The organism is Chryseobacterium sp. UNC8MFCol (genome assembly GCF_000482305.1).
In the GTDB taxonomy this organism is placed as follows: Bacteria; Bacteroidota; Bacteroidia; order Flavobacteriales; family Weeksellaceae; genus Chryseobacterium; species Chryseobacterium indologenes.
The window spans coordinates 136472-154166 of record NZ_AXUZ01000004.1; the positions used below are offsets into that span (position 1 = coordinate 136472).

The following is a 17695-nucleotide window of genomic DNA, read 5'->3' on the forward strand; positions in this document are numbered from 1 at the left end:
ATGCAATTTAAAATACTATCAATATACAGCCTTGTTATAGCACTTGTTTTATCTTCATGCTCAGGAAAAAAAGAAGAGGAAAAAACCGTATATGAAAACACTACATTCAGGAAAAATACAGAAAATACAGTTCATCTGACAGAGAAACAGATGCAATCTGTAGGAGTGACAACCATCACAATTCAGGACAGAAACATGGAAAAACTCGTACGCCTGAACGGAAAAGCGGAAATTGCGCCATCTCATATCAGCTCGGTTTCCAGTATTATGGGCGGACATATAAAATCGATTAATGTCATCAACGGGAGTCATTTCCGAAAAGGGCAGGTCCTGGCTGTGGTAGAAGATCCCCAGTTTATTCAGCTACAACAGGACTATCTGGTGACGAAAGCACAGCTTGAGGCAGCACGACTTAACTTCAACCGTCAAAAAGATCTCAATACAAGCAAAGCAAGCAGTGACAAAACAATGCAGACAGCCCAGGCAGACTATTCAACGCTGAGTGCTACGTTAAAAGGGCTTGAAGAAAAACTGAGAATTATCGGCATCAATACCAAGGGATTAAGTACCGGGAATATCAGAAGCAAGATAAATATTTATGCTCCGTTTACAGGATTCGTAAGCAAAATCCTGGTCAATAACGGACAGTACATCAACCCGGCTGATACATTATTTGAACTGATTGACCCCAGCGGATTACTTTTAGAATTAAAGGTTTTTGAAAATGATATGAACGATGTCAAAGCTGGACAGGAAATTATCGTTTACAATAATCAGAATCCTGATGTAAAATCCAATGCCAAAATTGTTAGCGTGGTTCCAAGCATTGAAACAGGCGGTTCTGCAACGGCAATTGCAAAGCTTTCCTCCATAAACTCCCAATTTGTGAAAGGGATGTATATCAATGCGGAAGTTAATATCAGCAGCCGTTTTACTCAGGGACTTCCGAATGAAGCAGTTGTTTCTTTTGAAAACAAAACATATGTATTTGAAGATCTCGGAAAATCAAACTATAAAATGGTTCCTGTAATAACCGGAATTTCGGATGATCAATTCACAGAAATTATTAAAGCTGACTTCTTAAAGAATAAAAAAATTGTACAAAAAGGAGCGTACAGCCTTCTGATGATGCTCAAAAATAAAGCAGAATAATACTTTTAGAATACTTTATATAACAAAGGTTTTGTTTACCAAAAGGTAGATGAAACCTTTGTTTTTATCTGTTTGGCTATTGAAGAGATGCAATTCTTTTAATATTTGCTTTATCGGCTCAATCTACGAGAGCTTTTTAAGCCATAACAAAGAGTTTCATCTGTGCCAATCCGTGAAATCTGTAGAAATATGCAATACATTTTTTAACCACAAAAGTCACAAAAGTTTTTGAGCACTTGGGTTGATTAAGTTTCCATCTTTGCGTATATGAAGTGCATATAAGTTTAAAAATCGAAGATTTTTGCTATAGCATTTAACTTTAAAATCTGTGTATAGCCTCGAATCTGTAGAAATATGCAATACATTTTTTAACCACAAAAGTCACAGAAGATTTTGACCACTTGAGTTGATTAAGTTTCCATCTTTGCGTATAGGAAGATGTTTGATTTATTGTTTGATTTTAAATTATATCTGAGGAACATAAAAAGAGAGCTTTTACTTTTATCACACCCTTAAACATCCTCTAAAACCTCTCGCAGCATAATAAGAATCTGCTCCATTGTGATACAGAAATACCGTGTTATATCGCCTGTCACAAAAAATAGCACCTCCTAATTCCCTTATTTGGGATGGCGTCTGCACCCAGCTTGACGTTTTCTGATCAAATTTACCCAATTCCTGAAGCTTGCGGTATTGTTCTTCTGTAAGCAGTTCAATTCCCATTTCGGCTGCGGTATCAATGACATTGCTTTCCGGTTTGTTGGCTTTGCGGGCATTCCAGGCCTGGTAGTCGTAGCAGAGACTGCGTCGTTTTGGACTTTCCGGGGAACAGTCAAAGAAAATATATTCGTCAGTTTTCTGGTGGTAATCGACTACATCAGGTTCACCTTCTGTTTCTTCCATTTGGTATAACGACCATAATTTCTCAGGATGGGCCTGTAGTTTTGCCTTTATTTTGTCCCATTTAAGGGTTTTGTGGCGGGACATATTTTTTCCGAAACGGGATTCTAAGGTTGTTAAAAGTAATTCCCTTTGTTCGGGTGTTAATTGCCTGTTTTTCATAGTAGTCTTGTTTTAAATTGGTATTTGTTTTTGGGATCAATTATATTTGATAAAATTTTCAATTACGTTTTAATTGTTACTGATAGAAATTTTTCTGCTGGAAGGTCTGAAATACCACGAAATAAGAACTAAGGCCAACAATAAGACGGCAGGGAAGGTTCTTCCCGCAGGATCTCCAACGATAAGATGGGAAATAACGGCTCCGGACATTACAAAGAAAAAACCGGCATAAGCCCATTCCTTTAACAGCAACTGTTTGGGAATAAGGATGGCAATAACGCCCAGCAGTTTCCATACACCTAAGATGGTCATGAGATAGGAAGGATAGCCAAGATTGGTAAAGTTGGCAAGTTCATCTTTATTTTTCAAAAGCTGAACAATGGCTGTAGAGACCATGCCTAATGCCATCCAAAGGGTAAAGATCCAATAGATGATCTTTGTTCTTTTTTCTGATGTGTTTGATGTTTCCATATTGATTACGTTTTGTGATTAGTCGTTAAGGCCTTTTCCTTCGAGGATTTGCGGAATGCATTTTTCAATTCTTGCTTCTCTGGTTTTAGATTGTTTAGCGGAGGAAAAGTGGAGGAGATAGGCTCTTTGTCGGCCTGGGGTTAAGGATTCAAAAGCTTCTTTTAATACCTGATCATGATCCAGTTTGTTTTGAAACTCTTCAACCATTTCAAAATCTTTGGTTTTCTTCATCTCAACTTTAGCTCCTGACTCTTCAATTTCAACGGCCTCAAACATATACTCACGGAGAATATTTGCCAGATCATTGATCTGTTCTACATCTGTAAAGCGGATTTGTCTGGCAGCCTGTACATTTTCAGATTGCTGAATTAAAATCTGCTCAGGATCTTTCATCAGAGCGCCTTTAAAAAAGAGTAGGGCGCAATATTCTTTAAATCCGTGAATTAAGAATATGTTTTTCCCTTCATAAGTATAACAGGGGCAGCCCCATTTTAAATCTTCTGTCAATTCGGTACTTAGGGCAATGGTTCTTAATTTTTCAAATTCTTCTTTCCATTGTGGGGCTTTATCGAAGAAAAAATCAACTTTTGTATTCATGTGTTTTGAGTTTGAGGGTTCTAGGGTTGGAGAGTTTGAGAGTTATAGATTTATAGAGTGGGAGAGTAAGAGCGTCTGAAGTTTAATGTTCAAGGTTGTTATCGATTCGCAAAGCATTGACGATTCACTTGCAAAGCAAAATTCACTATTTACATTCTCCATTTAAACTTTGGCATCCACGTCTCTCATCTCTTCGTCTATTATCTAACTAAATCTTACTTAAACATTTCCTGTAAACGATTATGCGCCCTATTAATTCCCTGGGCAAATGGCATTTTCAGGTGTTGGTCTCTGAAGTCTACCGATTTATAAATGGTTTGGATCGTAATTTTACTGGTACTATCCGTTAGTTTTTCGAATTCTAAAAACTCCATCCAGACAGGAAACGGAGTGTTTTCCATCTGAAAAGTCCGGATAATTTTTTCATTGGGAACGATATCATGAATAGTTCCGTTGGCGCTGAAAACTACTTCTCCAGAGGAATTAGAGGTTTCAAAACGGTAACTGCCATGTTGTTTGTTTTCCATCTTTATGACTTTGGTGCCCATCCATTGTTCGAAGAGTTCAGCTTCTGTATAAGCTTTGAAAAGAAGTTCGACAGGAAGATCAAATTCTCTGATGATGAAGATTTCCTGTTTTCCGTCTTCTGCGTGTATTTTTGTCTTTAGTTCCATATTTGGGGTTTGAGGGTTTTGGTGTTTGAGAGTAGGAGAGTTTTAGAGTAAAAGGGGTTTAAGGTTCAAGGTTGTCATTCTTTCACTGATAAGATTCATTTGCGAAGCAAAATTGACTATTAACAGTCACAAACCAAACTTTGTGCTCACTGTCTCTCATCTCTTCGTCTATCCGTCTTATCTATTACTCTTTTTTCAAGTTCTGATACGCCTTCATCACACTTTCAAGCTTATTGAACTTCTCATCCCACATTTTGCGGAAGGGTTCTATAAAATCAGCTATTTCTCTCATTTTATGGGGATTAAGATGGTAAATAATTTCACGGCCGTTTTGTTCAGATCTCAACAGTTCACATTCTGTAAGGATCTGAAGGTGTTTGGAAACGGTAGGTCTTGCGGTATCGAAATTGGAAGCAATGGCTCCTGCAGTCATAGATTGTGCAGCCACCAGCATCAATATAGATCTTCTGGTAGGGTCTGCGATCGCCTGAAAAACATCTCTTCTTAAATTCATTGTGTAGCTATTTGACTACAAATATATGTGTAGTTATTTAACTACGCAAGTTTTTTTGAAAAAATTTGCTTCCACAAATCAAAAAAGTACTAAAATCACTGTAACCACAATAATTCTAATTTATATAAATATTAGTAGTTGAAAATGGTATATTTTAATCAGTTCCTTTTATGATTTTTTCAACTTTATTAAATATACTTTTTTCATAATTATCAAATTTTGATTTTATTTCTAATTTTATTTTGTTGTCATCACTTTCGTAATAATCAAGTACATTTGAAGGTACCCCAAAATCACTTGCTATTCGTCCATTATCAGTTAGTGCATTATATTCAAGTTTAACCAATAACTTATCAATTCCAGTAATTTCATCAAATGGTTTGTTTGTTTTTTTAAATTGGATAAAGCGATACATAATATTAAAAACGCCTAAATATTTAACAACCTGATATTTTAGAGTATTATATACAAATTCTGCTGTTTCCGAAATGGCTTTATCTACAGACATATTGTTCATTTTATATCTAACTGAACCTAAAAATCCATCTTCTAAATAAAAATGCGTTAAATGAGTTAACGTTGAATATTCATTCGTTCCTTTATAGTCTATTAAAAATTGAAGCTTTGAGTTTTTTACGATTGGACGAATGACTTTTAAAATGGTTTGAAAGCCATCATAATCAATGCCCATTCTATAATTAAGTACTTTAATTAAGTTTTTAATACTCTCATTTTCATTTGCATTTAGTTTTATGATTTCATCATAAATTGTAATCTTATCGAATCTACTAACTACTTTATAAAGATTGAAAATTTCATCAGGAATTCCTCTTTTGTCTTGCTCTGTCTTAATATCTATTTTTTTCCTTTTATCAGCTTCTGATAGATACTCATCGTTAGAATAAAACAAATCAATTTCGTCTTTAGGAGCCTGCAAGTCATAATTTTTATGTTTAATGCCTTCAGGTTCTGCATCAATTGCTTTCATGAAATCATTTTGCAATACAATTACTCTCCCAGAATAGTGGTATAGAAATCTTCCTGCTCGTCCCGCAATATTCTTGGCATCGAACTTTTTAAGCTCTTTGTCGCCTTTTTTACTATGAAGTACAATTAGATTTTTTGCTGAAGTATTAACTCCTTCCGTTATTGTTGTTGTAGATAAAAGAACGCTTAACTTATCGTTATTAAAAAGCGAAATAATTTCCTTTTGTATGTATTTTGGAACTAATCCGTGATGGATACCAATACCTTTTTGCAAGGCTTTTACCACAACCCAATCTTTATCAAAATTATTAGAAATATGTGTGATAAAATCTGAATAGCTTGTATTTGAATGCTTATTGAGAGCTCCCGATTCTAAAATACTTTTTGCGTAATTCTCTGTATATGCTCTTGTAGAACAGTAAATAATTGTGTTCTCTTTGATTGAGATTATGTTTCTAATTATTTCAATTAACCTATCAGTCTTACTATTTGTTTGAAAATTAAATTGTAGTTCGTTGTCAACTTCAACATGTTTTTTGGTTTTTATATCTCTATACGCCTTGTTTACAATCTCAAATTGGTTATAGTTTAAAAGAGTTATTCCATTTTTGGAAAGAAAGTTGTCAAAAGAACCATTATAATTACCTTGTTTTTGTTTATAGAATTCAATATAAGGTCCTGCCAGAAGTACATCTACATTGTCTTCTAAGGCATAAAAAACAGATAGCCTATATGCTACATCTCTTTCATTTTCTCTGACTTCTTCGTCTAAAATATATTCGTTATCAATTTTATAGATTTCGTCAATAAAAGCAAAATTGAAGATTATTGTGCTTGGATTTTTTTCCTTAAATGATAAAAAGCGTTCTGGTGTATAAATGAATAAATTATTGCCTCCAAATTCTGTTACTTCACTAAGTGTATGAATCTTATATTTTTGTCTAAAATATGAATAAGCTTCATCAGAAGTTAGTCTTTCTAAATTTTCAGATAACAATGCAATTGTTGGAAAAATTAAAACCACATTTGCGTAGTTCATCTTTTTGATAATTTCAAAAACTATATGCGTCTTACCAAAAGATGTACTTGCAGAAAGAAAATATCTGTTTCTTTGATTTGGAACAAATCGATTCAAAATGTCCATTTGATATCTATGGACTTTTCTCGTTTCTGATGTATGTAATGTACTTTCGTACAGTAGTGAAGAAAATGTATTTAGATTAAAATCCTCTATTTCAGCGGTATTGTTAAATTTATTTAACTGGTCATAGTAATGGGGGATTCCTGCTACATTTGAGATGTATTTAAGAAATTTTAAATCAGACTGATTCAAAGTTTCTGACTTAATAGCATCAAAATAATTACACACAGCCCTTACAAAAGCATCATCAGTAACTTGTTTTGACTTAAATTTATTAAGTTGTATTATGACATCAGTGGTTTCTTTGATTCTATCCATTTAATTACATCTTCTTTAATTAGCTTAACGTCTTTTATCGGAATTAAAATAAAAAATATGGAGTATGGAATTGAAAGGCTATATTTAGTTGATGAATATTCTGCTTGAATATGTGTTGGAATATTTTTTATGCTTTCATCATATCCGGCACTGGCTTCTTCGTATAGAAGCATAACAGGATAAACCAATTTCATATTATGTTTCTTTATTTCATCTATTATTGATAAATATGGATTTTCTTCCCATTTTTTTATTACAGTCTCAATTTTTGAACCTTTCCATTGTAAGTTGTTTACTTGATTTAAAATAGAAAAGACATTAGCTTTTAAATAATTATCAGAAATAGCTTTATCTATGTTTTTAAATACACTTTTGATTCCGGCTTTGTAACTCTTATGAAATTTTACTTCTCCAAACCATAATTCAGTTTGTCCGGCATTTTCTATTAAGTGATAGGAATCATAACCTTTTGTTTCAGAATTTTCTAAAGGATTGTAGAAGTATCCTCTTGCAATGAGTGGCCTGGATTTGAAAAGTGTATACAAAACACTAAACAGAACAACTTCTCCTAAAAATCCATATTTTATTTTTGTTCCTAAATCAGCGGTAGGGTTGTATTTTAATTTTGTTAGTAAGGCAATATAATGTAGTTTATCATAATCTTTGCCGTCAATCTCAAATTCGTTAAACGAATATTCTAAAATAGAATTATAGATTATCTCAGAAAAATCATTGTTATTGGTTGTTTTAAAACATTTGTCATCATCAATAGAAAATATAGTTTTTGTAACTCCTGTTACAGAGTTTGGTAGATCGTATTGATGAATTATGGTCTTCTCAATTAAATTAAGTAGAGTCTTTCTCATTCAAAAATTATTAGTTTCTATTTTTATACTGCCTTAAAAATTATCTGAATTTACTGATAATGCTTAGCCTTATTTTTAATATACAAATTATTTCTCAATCAACTTCTCCAACTTCTCAATCATTTCCTTCTGCTGCTCAAGCATACGCTCATAAAGCTCCACCATTTTATCAATAGGATTAAAGCTTGGTTGATAACTGTACAATGAATTACCTGTAGCATTATCATTGTTATTAACGGTATTTGAAATAATATTCACCGCCTGTTCCTCATCAAAATTCTCAATCGCTTCCGCCGGAACTTTCAAAATCTTCGCAACCTGCGCCAGAATATCAGATTCTACGGTTTCTTTCTGTTCTAAAAGAGAAACTTTCTTCTGGTTCCAGTCATCACCCAGTTCAAAAGCTAAGGCTTCCTGTTTAATGCCCAGCATTTCACGGAAACGTTTTATATTTCTACCCTGATGTATTTTTTTATTTTGCATATCTGTGTAACTCATAATAACAAATATAAAGTTTTAAAAGATAAGAATAAAGTCCTTTCTTAAAATAAATTATCTCCTAAAATAGATGCTTTTCAGCATAAAATATCCTATTAATAACTGGTATAACCTGCCGGATTTTTCTTGCTTTGATGAAAAACAACAAAATGAAAGAAATAGTTATTCGGGGCAAATATAAGATCGTGTCCATCAGGAACCTTACGGTTTCCCATAAATCATTTGAAAGAGCATACAGAAGGCTGGTTTTCTTCCCGGAAATCCGGCTGGCAGGGAAGTGGCTGCTGGAGTGTGGCTTTGAACCGGGAGATCATGTGGTGGTGACGGTTCGTAGAAATCAGATTACATTAGAAAAGGAGATGAATTACGAAGAGATGTAAACACAACAGGTTATCTACGAAAAATATTATCTGCCACCAATGCACGAATAGGATATTTCGTTATGGTAAATAAAGAACGTTTTTTTATGAACTTTATAAGATATAATTGTATAGGCTAAAATCAACGGATCCTTTTTATTTTAGTGAATTCGTGGCAAAAAAAATCTGCAGAATCTGGTTAATCTGCGAGAGATTACTTTCTTTTGACGCAAAGGTTTTATGATGCGGCAGCCTGTTTTTAGGGAACTAAGGAAAGGGCAAGTGAACTTGCCTGATGGAAGGGTGTAAATAAGATTTTCGGCGGCCTCCGGCCGCCGAAAATCATCTGCCATAAAAATGTTTTAAAAAGGAAAATAATCTCAATTCTCAGAAAAAATCCCGTATTTTACTACTTTCAACTGACAGCAGGGAACGTCTTTCGTAGCAGAAATTAGTTGTAATACCTATTTTTCAGCCAAAGACTTGAACGCACAAGCAATATAAGTACCGGAACTTCCACCAATGGACCAATAACACCAACAAATGCTTGTGGTGAATGGATGCCAAACACTGCAATAGAGACGGCGATTGCCAATTCAAAGTTATTTCCTGTTGCGGTAAAAGCGACAGATATATTTTTATCATAAGGAACCTTAAGCGATTTATTGATAAAAAAGCTCAAGAAAAACATCAAAACAAAATAAATCACCAAAGGAATCGCTACTTTTATTACATCCAAAGGTAATTCTACTATTTTATTACCTTTCAGACTAAACATCAGGACGATAGTAAACAGGAGAGAGTAGAGCGTAATGGGAGATATTTTCGGTATAAATTTCCGGTTGTACCATTCAATACCTTTTGTTTTGACTAACGTATAACGACTTACAAAGCCTGCTAAAAAAGGAATACCTAAAAAGATCAATACACTTTCAGTTACATTACGGATAGATACATTGACGTTGAAATCTGCCAATCCTAATTTACGAGGTAATATATTGATAAACAGCCATACCAGGAAACTGTAGGTAAAAACCTGAAAAATACTATTTAATGCCACCAATAAGGCAGCGTATTCTCTGTTTCCCTTTGCCAGATCATTCCAGACAATCACCATGGCAATACATCGGGCCAAACCGATCAAAATTAGACCTGCCATATACTCGGGTTCGTTCCGTAAGAAAAGTACAGCCAATCCAAACATCAATACGGTACCAACCATCCAATTGAGAAATAAAGAGATTACAATTGTTTTTTTGTCTTTAAAAACGCTTGGCAGTACCGTGTAATCTACTTTTGCTAAAGGGGGATACATCATCAATATTAAACCTATGGCCAGAGGAATATTTGTAGTACCCACTGATAAACTGTTCGTAACATTTGAAATAGCGGGTAAGAAATATCCTAATCCAATTCCCACAATCATTGCCAGGAATATCCATAAAGTCAGGTAACGATCAAGAAATTTTAGTTTTGGTTGCATTGCTTATTTTTTTATTATTGAAAAGACATAGAAGAGCTCAGCTGCAATTTCTAAACTTCTTGAATCGTACACCTTAGTTTCCTCCGGTGTGTTATCAGAAACCTTAGGGTCTTCAAAGGTGAAAGGTATTCTTTTTTCAGCTCCTGCAATAAAGGGGCAACCGGAATCTGCCTGAGAGCAGGTCATAATGGCCGCGAAATCAGATATCGGATTGAATGGATTATCATATTTTTTTGAAAATCCAATTATCGGTAAATCATTATCACTGTATTTTACTGCATAAACAGGATTATCAGTATTGGAAATCTTAAAAATAGTAAAACCTTGATCATTCAGTGTTTCAGCAATTTTAGGATACAATGCCGTTTCCTCTGTTCCTCCTGAATAGCAATATACATTTGGAATTTGATAATATTTTGCTGCAGTTTGTGCCCAAATTTGTGACAAATGACTTCTACGTGAATTGTGAGTGCAGATAAAATTGAGGTTTACATCCACCTGACGGTCAATTTTGCCCTGGATAAACTCGATTAACGGCTGTAATACAATTTTGCGATCATCGGTGATATTCTGATAATCACGAAGACTGTTTATGATTTCTATTAAACTCTTATACATTATTAGAACGTTTTTAAAGGTTAGCAACAACCAGAATCCGGTGTACAGCATGATGCCTTACTCACAGACAAGTCAGCTACATGTTGTTTTTGTTTTTCGGCGAGAATACCACAAGCATCCAATGCCAGGCAAGCTGTAGTTTTGCTTTTCAGTACAAATGTATTTCCCAGGAGATCCAAACTGTATTTTCCTATGGTGTCGGATTGATATTCTACTTCAATTTCAAGGTCTTCAATACCTAATTTTTCTTCAGATAGCTTAATAATGTTTAATAACTTGGTTGGTTTAAGCCTGTGTTCGTAGTCATTGGCATTCCATAGTTGAAAATTCACTACTTTTTCGGTACGAATAACCCCACCACAATCAATAAAGTTTTTGGTGATCATGCCAACTTCTGTTACATGGAAATGTTCTGGAACAAATGCTCCGTTTTCTAATTGAAACTCAACATTACTCAATGTTGGAAGAATTTCTTTGATCTCTGATAATTTCATAAGAATTGTTTTAAAATTTACACATAATGTTATATTGCAATATAACGATATTAAAAAATAAAAAAAGTTATGAGCAGCAATTGCTCACTTTCACCTCCTGATTAAAGAATGAATTAAAGTTATTCTGAATTTCTTTCCATACAGTATGATCGATACAATAACAAACAGATTTACCTTCTACTGTACCCTGTATAATACCCAGACTTTTTAGCTCTTTTAAATGCTGTGAGATTGTCGCCTGAGCCAATCCCAGTTCATCAACCAGATCATTACAAATACACGCTTTTTGATTGATAATATGCTGAAGGATCGCAACTCTAGCTGGATGGCCCAAAACTTTAAATGCCGAAGCTAATATGTTCTGTTCATCCGTAAATATTTCCGATTTAGTAAGTCCCATCTGTATATTTTATAATCGCAATATTACGATTATAATTTAGAAAGACAAAACTTCTTTATGTCATTTTTCATATTTTTTTGAATATGAGTAGAATAATTATTTTATAACACTGAAAACTAGCTTCCTTCTTTACTCAACCATGATTTAATACGACAGCTGGCTATTTTTAGCTGAGATAAATCTTGTACCAATGCAATTCTTACATACCCGGCTCCTGCCTTCCCAAAGCCGGAACCAGGTGTTATCAATACCCCGGTATCTTTAAAAAGTTGTTCCACAAAGGCTATATCATCATCTTTTTTCACGAAAGCATCAGGTAATTTCGTCCAAAGGAAAAAACCGGCTTTGGGCTTTGGAATTAGCCATCCTATTTCGGCCATGCTGGAAATCCAAAACTCAAGCCTCTCCTCATAAACCGCTTTCTGAAGATCGCTTTCTAGTTCTAGCTGATCAAGGATTTCAATTGTTACCATTTGTAAGGGTAAAAACAGACCAAAATCAATACTGGATTTAATTTTGGCTATCTTCTCAATTATCGTTTTATTTCCGGCTATAAACCCTATCCTCCAGCCCGCTAAACTACACGACTTACTCAAACTATGTAATTCAATGGCAACTTCTTTACCTCCTTCAATAGCTAATACGCTTGGAGGCAAGTCATTATCATCAAAAGCTATTTGCACATAGGCAAGATCTAGTATAAGTAAAATTTCATACCTTTTACAGAAAGCGATCACTTCCCGTAAGCAGTCTTCAGTTACTACATGTGTTGTAGGGTTGCCTGGGGAACACAGAACTAATACCTTAGCGGCAACGGCATCTTCTCGGGTAATATTATCAAGATCAGGGTTTCCATTTGATTTGAGATTGATTTTTACCACCTCTGCACCTAATAATTCGGCAACGCTGTTGTATACAGGATACGAAGGGTCGGGAATTAGAATTTTATCTCCTGATTGAAGTATTGAAAATAAACTATAAAAGATACCTTCTTTACTTCCCAGTATATCCAGTACTTCCTCTTTATAATCTAATGAAGGATTCTCCTGCGATTTTGAAAAACGGCGCTTGTGGTAGGTTGCAAACTTATTTTTTAAAGTGTCATTAATTTCAGTATTAAATTTAGCATAACCATGCAACTCTGGGTTCTGTATATGCTCAGACAATTTTTTGATCCAAAGGATATTGGGAGTTAAGTCTGGATTTCCAATAGATAGATTAATTATAGAATGTCTGCTGGCCCCTTCCTTTATTTGTTCTTCATAAGCTCTTGTCAAGGTGTCTAAAATAGCAAAAGCATCTTTCTGGTGGCACTCTTCTGTAGAATTAATTTGTTTTTCTATTTTCTGCATAAAATTAATTTTTAACGTATAGGTTTTTCTAAAATACGCGTAGTCAAACTCTTAGAATTTACTATGATTTCTTTTTGAAAGGCTATAACCTCATTAGTGATATCATTTAAAATTTTATCGATGCTGGCTGAACTAAGATCTGTTTGCATGGGGTAAAGTAAGAATGCAGTCGTCTTATGGTCGGAATTATGGTCGGTTTTGTAATCCGGTACAATACTAAAAAAAGGAAACACTTCTCCCTTATTAACCTTATCCCAACATCTTTGCATAAAAGCCATGGCTACCTGATGAGCATCAAAATTTTCTCTCTCTGCTGATAAAAGCATTGTAAAATCAATAGAAAACACTATTTCCCATCCCAGAGATGAGGAATTGAGCACCTTAAATAGATTCCGGTGTTCCATTTTTTTTATCAGGCGACTCTGGGCCTTATGAAGTTTTACCAAATATTGTAATAATCCATTTCTTCCCAGCTTTTTTAACATAATCCAACTCGCTAAAATCCCCTGAGACGGGCGCGAATTTTCAAGCGTGTAACGATATGCTCTAAATTGTTCGAACTCTAAATCTTGGCTGCCATAGGTATAATTACCTTGTGTAAGCATATTAAAACAGTTTGAATTTCTACTAATAAAAAAACTGCTAGAGTAAGGGCATAAGCCATCTTTATGGAAATCAACACCAAAAGAATCAAAAGACGCTAAACCTAGAAATCTTTTCCTGACCTCTAAAAATTTATTTAAAATAGAAGCGGGAATTCCTAAGTTTCTAATTTCTGTCTCTGATTCCCTCAAAAGTGTAAAGTAAATCCATCCGATAACGCTATCTAGATGAAGATAAGGACGATAGTCTAATTGGTGATCATCCACAAAACGGTCCACCAATTGGCTTACTAATAAAGTTTCGTCACAACAAAAATTAATAGTAGTCCCTCCGCAACAAATTATAGCAGCTATGCGGTTCCCTTTTTCAACTTGAATTGCAAGCAGTTGCTCAAGTGCTGTCATATTCATTTTACCCTCAGCATTTATGGGCACTCTTAAACAGTTAGTGACACCTATCCCCAATAAACTGCAAATGTGTTCCACACAATAATGGCCTCCCTCATTTACCATTACTACTAAATTATTGGGGATGCCTTCTCGTTGAGACTCAGGAGCTATTCTGGAAATAGCAGACTTTATTGCATAAAGCATCGTAATTTTCCCCCCGTTACAGGCAATGCCGTAGCTTTCGTTCCAATTAATCCACTGACCAATAGTTCTTGCTACTTTCTGTTCTATTAAAAGCGATTTTCCACCATACATATCCATTAAAGAATTAACATTATAAATAGTTGATATGCACGATGATACAACAGCATCCACCATCGGCTCCGGTACCATATTGAATAGAGATAAGTGTGATTGTGGCCGAGTAGATCCTTGAAGAAAAGAATACATTTCTTCTATCAGATCTTCCTCAGAAAGTATATGTTCATCTAAATTGGATAACTCAGTCTCATAATTAAAAACTTCTATTGGATATTTAGGTCCCAATTCTTTCTGAGCCTTCTTTGTTAATAAGGTCTGATGATTTTTAGCCCTCGCTTGAATGCCATAATGAACCTTTTTAAGTTGTTTTAAAAATTTTTCAAACGGTTCATCTACAATAGTGTTATTAGCATTAATAATAGAATTCATAATGTTGTAAAATAAAATTTAAATATTGAGTCATTTTAACTATTTTGAGATATAAAGTGCTGTTATTTTGATAGGTCCCATTCACGGATATTATTAGCTTTTGCTTTTTTTCTTTATAATATTTTTCAACTTCTTTAATTGGCTCATTAGCTAACTTCCTGGTATCAACAGCTATTTATAAAAATCGCTGTCGAATCTGTTAAAAAATATCGCCTGATAGTCTGGTGTAATATCCAGATACATTATTTAGTCCCCACATTATTTTTTCAGTAGAATCTTTTACAAATTTATATTTCTAAATAAGACGTTGATTTTGAGCATAGGAAAGTATTCCTAATAAGGATTATAAAAGCAATCATCATTTTTTATTTGTTACATTTTTCACTAAAGTATGAAAAATATGATTCACATACGGATAAACGAAAAAAAAACTAAAACTAATCCACAAGTGATATTTTTATTTCATCAGATATGATTACAAGAGTCTATTATTTCTAAAATTTTCTTAATTAGCTTGTTCGTTAAGCTCATAAATTCCTCATTGAATTCTAATTATTCACCATTTTTATTTTTAAAATGAGAGTAATGAAGAAACAGAAAAAATAAATAGTGGAGTAGCTACCTTTTTTAGGGTAGGATTTTTATACTCTTTAACTTTAAGACTATGAAAAAGATCAGAAAATTATCCATGGTAAAACGGACTGGCTGTAGCATTACGGGAGTTGGGTCAGGTTGAAAGACCCTTATTATGCTTGATGGGTCATGAGTCCGGAACTCAGGCGGAAATTTACCGCGGGACTTAATATAGTTAAAGAGAGAAATACTTTGGCAAGAGCTGTATATTTTGACAGGTCTGGAGAAGTTAGAGAACGGGAACTTTAAAAATCAATAGATTTATCATCCTTGTCGTGCTATATTTCCCGTTTTGTCTAGTGACCACAAATAATCCCTGGCCAATATTGACCAGGGATTATTCTATGGTATAAAAAAATCTAATTATTGTTTTTGAAAACTGTAGTTCCCTTTGAAATTAATCTTTGTCCATTTTCCTTCACTTTTGGAACTTTGCAAATAGCCTGAAAAAGTATAATGAGTTTTGGTATTCATGTCAAATTTTCCGTCAAAATTTACGTAACCGTTGATGGGCTCTTTTGTATTGGTCTGATTGAGATGAATTTCACCTACTATGGTTCCTTCCTTTTGCACTACAAAATTCAGGGTACCGCTTTCATCTCCTGTAAAGTTTCCGCTCCAGTTTCCCTGAAATGCAGAATTGACCTGTCCGGCACTTGCTTCATCAGAAACACATGAGCTTAATGAAAATAAGGCAATGAATAATACAATGAAATTGGTTTTCATACTAATAGTGGAATTAATTTCTATTGTGCATTTAATTTAACACCATGCCAGGCACCGTTTTTCTTAGCAATTCCATACATGCTTACGGCAACAGCGGTAGGTTGCAGGAAATCAAATTTATAACTTGTAACCGCTATACCGGTACCGGTTCCACCGCCAAAGGTATAGGTAAACTGAGGAGTAGCTACCCCCCAATTGAAGATTCTTTCAATTACATCCTGATTATCTTCAATCTGGCTGAAATCATAGTACTGAATGTAAGTCTGCTCATAAGAATCGACAACGAAAGCTACTCTGTTAAGCTTTTTGTTTTGTCCTTCCATGAATTTATTAGCCTGTTTCCATGCTGCTTCCCAAAACAATTTGCTCAGTTGTTCTTCAGAAAGTCCCGAAAGATTTGTTGTAAATTGAATAACAGCATCCACCGTTGCATTCTTGGAGAATGGGAAAGTAGGCATTGTCGCAGGACCTACGTTGATATAATCCGTATTATTAGCTGCTTTATACATTTTTCCGTCTAACCAATATACTTCTCTCGGAGTATTATCTGATGCATAAGTAAGGGAGTGCGAAAACTTCCATGAAATTGAATTAATACCAATACCTAATTTCTCGGCATTCTCTTTTCTCCATAGGCCTGTCCATCCTTTATATTGATGTTTTACTTTACATCCTACAGCATAGACAAGATACAGGTTTTGTGAATAGAATTTCACTTTCACCCTTCTTTTGCTTTCATATTTATCATAAGTTGTCCATGTTTTTCCAAAAACATTTCCTAACCATGGTTTTCTCACTTCTCCAATCGGCAGATTCTGAACGATACTGGCAATCGAAGGTTCCTGAGGTTGTGGTGTCGTGGTAGGAGGGTTTCTGAAACCGCCGCCACCGGTTCTTGTACCACCAGTACTACCGCTGCTGCCGCTGCCTCCACTGCTGCCATCACCACCTCTGAATCCTCCACCGGAACCGCTTCTCCTGTCGACAGGGGACGCAAAATAACTGATTCTATTATCGGTATTAGGCAAGGTAACAAGGTCACCACTTGGTTTATCTGTCATAAAGCTTTCTCTCACAGAAGCTTCAGTAGGAATAAGAAGATCCGGAGAGATCCTTCTTACTTCAAGATAATTTTGAAGTCTGGAATAATTCTGTTCGGTCGTCACAAACAGCCCGACATCTGTATATTTGTAAATCTGATCTGCAATTTGTATTTCTGCGCTGCCATTTAGCATAGAGGCATACACTTCATCACCAACCACTTCCTCCAAATCATCGATGTCATCATAAATATCTTCATCAGACACCGATTCACCTCTCATCAGCATAGATGAAGTCTTCTGTAAAGATTCTATTTTTCTGGATTTTAATTCAGAAATAACTTCAGTTTCATTTTTTTCTGTAATAATAGGGACTAAGGATTCAATTCCTTTTGCGTCCATAAAATGCTGAACAGTTCCAAGGTCTTTCTTTTTAAGATCCTGGTAAGTAGCAGTTAATGATTCTTTATTAGGAAAATAAAGTCGTCCGTTTTTTACACTTGGTTGTTCAATGACATGGGCTTTGTCAGCTGATGTTTCCAGTTCTTCACGGCAAGAAAAGGTAACAGTTAATAAACTAAAAACAGCTATTTTTAGTAATTTTGAGTTTTTCATTTGTTTCAAAATA

General features: G+C 34.6%; 18 protein-coding genes and 1 pseudogene. 3 read left to right on the forward strand and 16 right to left on the reverse strand.

Going from position 1 to position 17695, the window contains the following annotated elements; genetic code table 11:
• Positions 1-1152 (forward strand): efflux RND transporter periplasmic adaptor subunit, encoded by a 1152-nt coding sequence (locus M030_RS0103775; RefSeq protein WP_034722070.1) that lies wholly within the window; start codon positions 1-3, stop codon positions 1150-1152.
• A 504-nt stretch (positions 1153-1656) separates the two neighbouring features.
• On the opposite strand, the gene M030_RS0103780 is transcribed toward M030_RS0103775, so the two are convergent.
• From M030_RS0103780 to M030_RS0103820, 8 genes are all read right to left on the reverse strand, one after another.
• A complete protein-coding gene (locus M030_RS0103780; protein WP_027372324.1) occupies positions 1657-2214 on the reverse strand; it encodes a DUF4256 domain-containing protein in 558 nt (185 codons plus the stop codon).
• A gap of 69 nt (positions 2215-2283) precedes the next feature.
• Positions 2284-2685 (reverse strand): DoxX family protein, encoded by a 402-nt coding sequence (locus M030_RS0103785; protein WP_027372325.1) that lies wholly within the window; start codon positions 2683-2685, stop codon positions 2284-2286.
• Between the two features lie 18 nt (positions 2686-2703).
• Positions 2704-3282, reverse strand: a complete 579-nt coding sequence (locus M030_RS0103790; protein ID WP_027372326.1) for a YdeI/OmpD-associated family protein — start codon at positions 3280-3282, stop codon at positions 2704-2706.
• 215 nt (positions 3283-3497) lie between these two features.
• Positions 3498-3956 (reverse strand): SRPBCC domain-containing protein, encoded by a 459-nt coding sequence (locus tag M030_RS0103800; protein WP_027372327.1) that lies wholly within the window; start codon positions 3954-3956, stop codon positions 3498-3500.
• A 184-nt stretch (positions 3957-4140) separates the two neighbouring features.
• Positions 4141-4470: an ArsR/SmtB family transcription factor gene (locus tag M030_RS0103805; RefSeq protein WP_027372328.1), complete on the reverse strand. Its 330-nt coding sequence runs from the start codon at positions 4468-4470 to the stop codon at positions 4141-4143.
• A gap of 154 nt (positions 4471-4624) precedes the next feature.
• The gene (locus tag M030_RS0103810; protein ID WP_027372329.1) at positions 4625-6916 is read right to left on the reverse strand and encodes a helicase-related protein; all 2292 of its coding nucleotides are present in this window, start codon (positions 6914-6916) and stop codon (positions 4625-4627) included.
• Positions 6883-7782, reverse strand: coding sequence for a DUF1837 domain-containing protein (locus M030_RS0103815; protein WP_027372330.1), 900 nt, complete (start codon positions 7780-7782; stop codon positions 6883-6885). Before M030_RS0103815 ends, M030_RS0103810 begins: the two co-directional genes overlap by 34 nt.
• Positions 7783-7869: 87 nt before the next feature.
• Positions 7870-8280, reverse strand: coding sequence for a helix-turn-helix transcriptional regulator (locus M030_RS0103820; protein WP_027372331.1), 411 nt, complete (start codon positions 8278-8280; stop codon positions 7870-7872).
• Positions 8281-8429: 149 nt separating this feature from the next.
• On the opposite strand from M030_RS0103820, the gene M030_RS0103825 reads away from it, so the two are divergent.
• On the forward strand, positions 8430-8660 hold the full coding sequence (locus M030_RS0103825) for a SymE family type I addiction module toxin (protein WP_074941861.1): 231 nt from the start codon (positions 8430-8432) through the stop codon (positions 8658-8660).
• Between the two features lie 430 nt (positions 8661-9090).
• On the opposite strand, the gene arsB is transcribed toward M030_RS0103825, so the two are convergent.
• The 6 genes from arsB to M030_RS0103855 form a co-directional block, all read right to left on the reverse strand.
• Positions 9091-10122, reverse strand: coding sequence for an ACR3 family arsenite efflux transporter (gene arsB, locus M030_RS0103830; RefSeq protein ID WP_027372333.1), 1032 nt, complete (start codon positions 10120-10122; stop codon positions 9091-9093).
• A 3-nt stretch (positions 10123-10125) separates the two neighbouring features.
• On the reverse strand, positions 10126-10740 hold the full coding sequence (locus tag M030_RS0103835) for a low molecular weight phosphatase family protein (RefSeq protein WP_027372334.1): 615 nt from the start codon (positions 10738-10740) through the stop codon (positions 10126-10128).
• A gap of 20 nt (positions 10741-10760) precedes the next feature.
• Positions 10761-11234, reverse strand: a complete 474-nt coding sequence (locus M030_RS0103840; RefSeq protein ID WP_027372335.1) for a DUF6428 family protein — start codon at positions 11232-11234, stop codon at positions 10761-10763.
• 67 nt (positions 11235-11301) lie between these two features.
• Positions 11302-11634, reverse strand: a complete 333-nt coding sequence (locus M030_RS0103845; protein ID WP_027372336.1) for an ArsR/SmtB family transcription factor — start codon at positions 11632-11634, stop codon at positions 11302-11304.
• A gap of 116 nt (positions 11635-11750) precedes the next feature.
• Positions 11751-12986: an aminotransferase class I/II-fold pyridoxal phosphate-dependent enzyme gene (locus M030_RS0103850; protein WP_051584866.1), complete on the reverse strand. Its 1236-nt coding sequence runs from the start codon at positions 12984-12986 to the stop codon at positions 11751-11753.
• A gap of 11 nt (positions 12987-12997) precedes the next feature.
• Positions 12998-14668 (reverse strand): pyridoxal-dependent decarboxylase, encoded by a 1671-nt coding sequence (locus M030_RS0103855; RefSeq protein WP_051584869.1) that lies wholly within the window; start codon positions 14666-14668, stop codon positions 12998-13000.
• A gap of 695 nt (positions 14669-15363) precedes the next feature.
• Here M030_RS0103855 and M030_RS25845 point away from each other — a divergent pair.
• Positions 15364-15541: pseudogene (locus tag M030_RS25845) on the forward strand (Tn3 family transposase); the annotation flags it as partial.
• A 123-nt stretch (positions 15542-15664) separates the two neighbouring features.
• On the opposite strand, the gene M030_RS0103860 reads toward M030_RS25845, so the two are convergent.
• Positions 15665-16027 carry a hypothetical protein gene (locus tag M030_RS0103860; protein WP_027372339.1) on the reverse strand — a complete coding sequence of 121 codons (363 nt, stop codon included), beginning with the start codon at positions 16025-16027 and terminating at the stop codon, positions 15665-15667.
• Between the two features lie 20 nt (positions 16028-16047).
• Complete coding sequence (locus tag M030_RS23685) at positions 16048-17682, reverse strand: hypothetical protein (RefSeq protein WP_034722076.1); 1635 nt, start codon at positions 17680-17682, stop codon at positions 16048-16050.
• Between the last annotated feature and the right edge of the window lie 13 nt (positions 17683-17695).

Excerpts from the sequence above, each read along its gene's own strand:
- M030_RS0103785 (WP_027372325.1), bottom strand. The coding sequence starts at position 2,685 with ATGGAAACATCAAACACATCAGAAAAAAGAACAAAGATCATCTATTGG.
- M030_RS0103860 (WP_027372339.1), bottom strand. The coding sequence starts at position 16,027 with ATGAAAACCAATTTCATTGTATTATTCATTGCCTTATTTTCATTAAGC.
- M030_RS0103780 (WP_027372324.1), bottom strand. The coding sequence starts at position 2,214 with ATGAAAAACAGGCAATTAACACCCGAACAAAGGGAATTACTTTTAACA.
- M030_RS0103800 (WP_027372327.1), bottom strand. The coding sequence starts at position 3,956 with ATGGAACTAAAGACAAAAATACACGCAGAAGACGGAAAACAGGAAATC.
- M030_RS0103825 (WP_074941861.1), top strand. The coding sequence starts at position 8,430 with ATGAAAGAAATAGTTATTCGGGGCAAATATAAGATCGTGTCCATCAGG.
- M030_RS0103845 (WP_027372336.1), bottom strand. The coding sequence starts at position 11,634 with ATGGGACTTACTAAATCGGAAATATTTACGGATGAACAGAACATATTA.
- M030_RS0103835 (WP_027372334.1), bottom strand. The coding sequence starts at position 10,740 with ATGTATAAGAGTTTAATAGAAATCATAAACAGTCTTCGTGATTATCAG.
- M030_RS0103855 (WP_051584869.1), bottom strand. The coding sequence starts at position 14,668 with ATGAATTCTATTATTAATGCTAATAACACTATTGTAGATGAACCGTTT.
- M030_RS23685 (WP_034722076.1), bottom strand. The coding sequence starts at position 17,682 with ATGAAAAACTCAAAATTACTAAAAATAGCTGTTTTTAGTTTATTAACT.
- M030_RS0103775 (WP_034722070.1), top strand. The coding sequence starts at position 1 with ATGCAATTTAAAATACTATCAATATACAGCCTTGTTATAGCACTTGTT.
- arsB (WP_027372333.1), bottom strand. The coding sequence starts at position 10,122 with ATGCAACCAAAACTAAAATTTCTTGATCGTTACCTGACTTTATGGATA.
- M030_RS0103790 (WP_027372326.1), bottom strand. The coding sequence starts at position 3,282 with ATGAATACAAAAGTTGATTTTTTCTTCGATAAAGCCCCACAATGGAAA.
- M030_RS0103820 (WP_027372331.1), bottom strand. The coding sequence starts at position 8,280 with ATGAGTTACACAGATATGCAAAATAAAAAAATACATCAGGGTAGAAAT.
- M030_RS0103810 (WP_027372329.1), bottom strand. The coding sequence starts at position 6,916 with ATGGATAGAATCAAAGAAACCACTGATGTCATAATACAACTTAATAAA.
- M030_RS0103840 (WP_027372335.1), bottom strand. The coding sequence starts at position 11,234 with ATGAAATTATCAGAGATCAAAGAAATTCTTCCAACATTGAGTAATGTT.
- M030_RS0103805 (WP_027372328.1), bottom strand. The coding sequence starts at position 4,470 with ATGAATTTAAGAAGAGATGTTTTTCAGGCGATCGCAGACCCTACCAGA.
- M030_RS0103815 (WP_027372330.1), bottom strand. The coding sequence starts at position 7,782 with ATGAGAAAGACTCTACTTAATTTAATTGAGAAGACCATAATTCATCAA.
- M030_RS0103850 (WP_051584866.1), bottom strand. The coding sequence starts at position 12,986 with ATGCAGAAAATAGAAAAACAAATTAATTCTACAGAAGAGTGCCACCAG.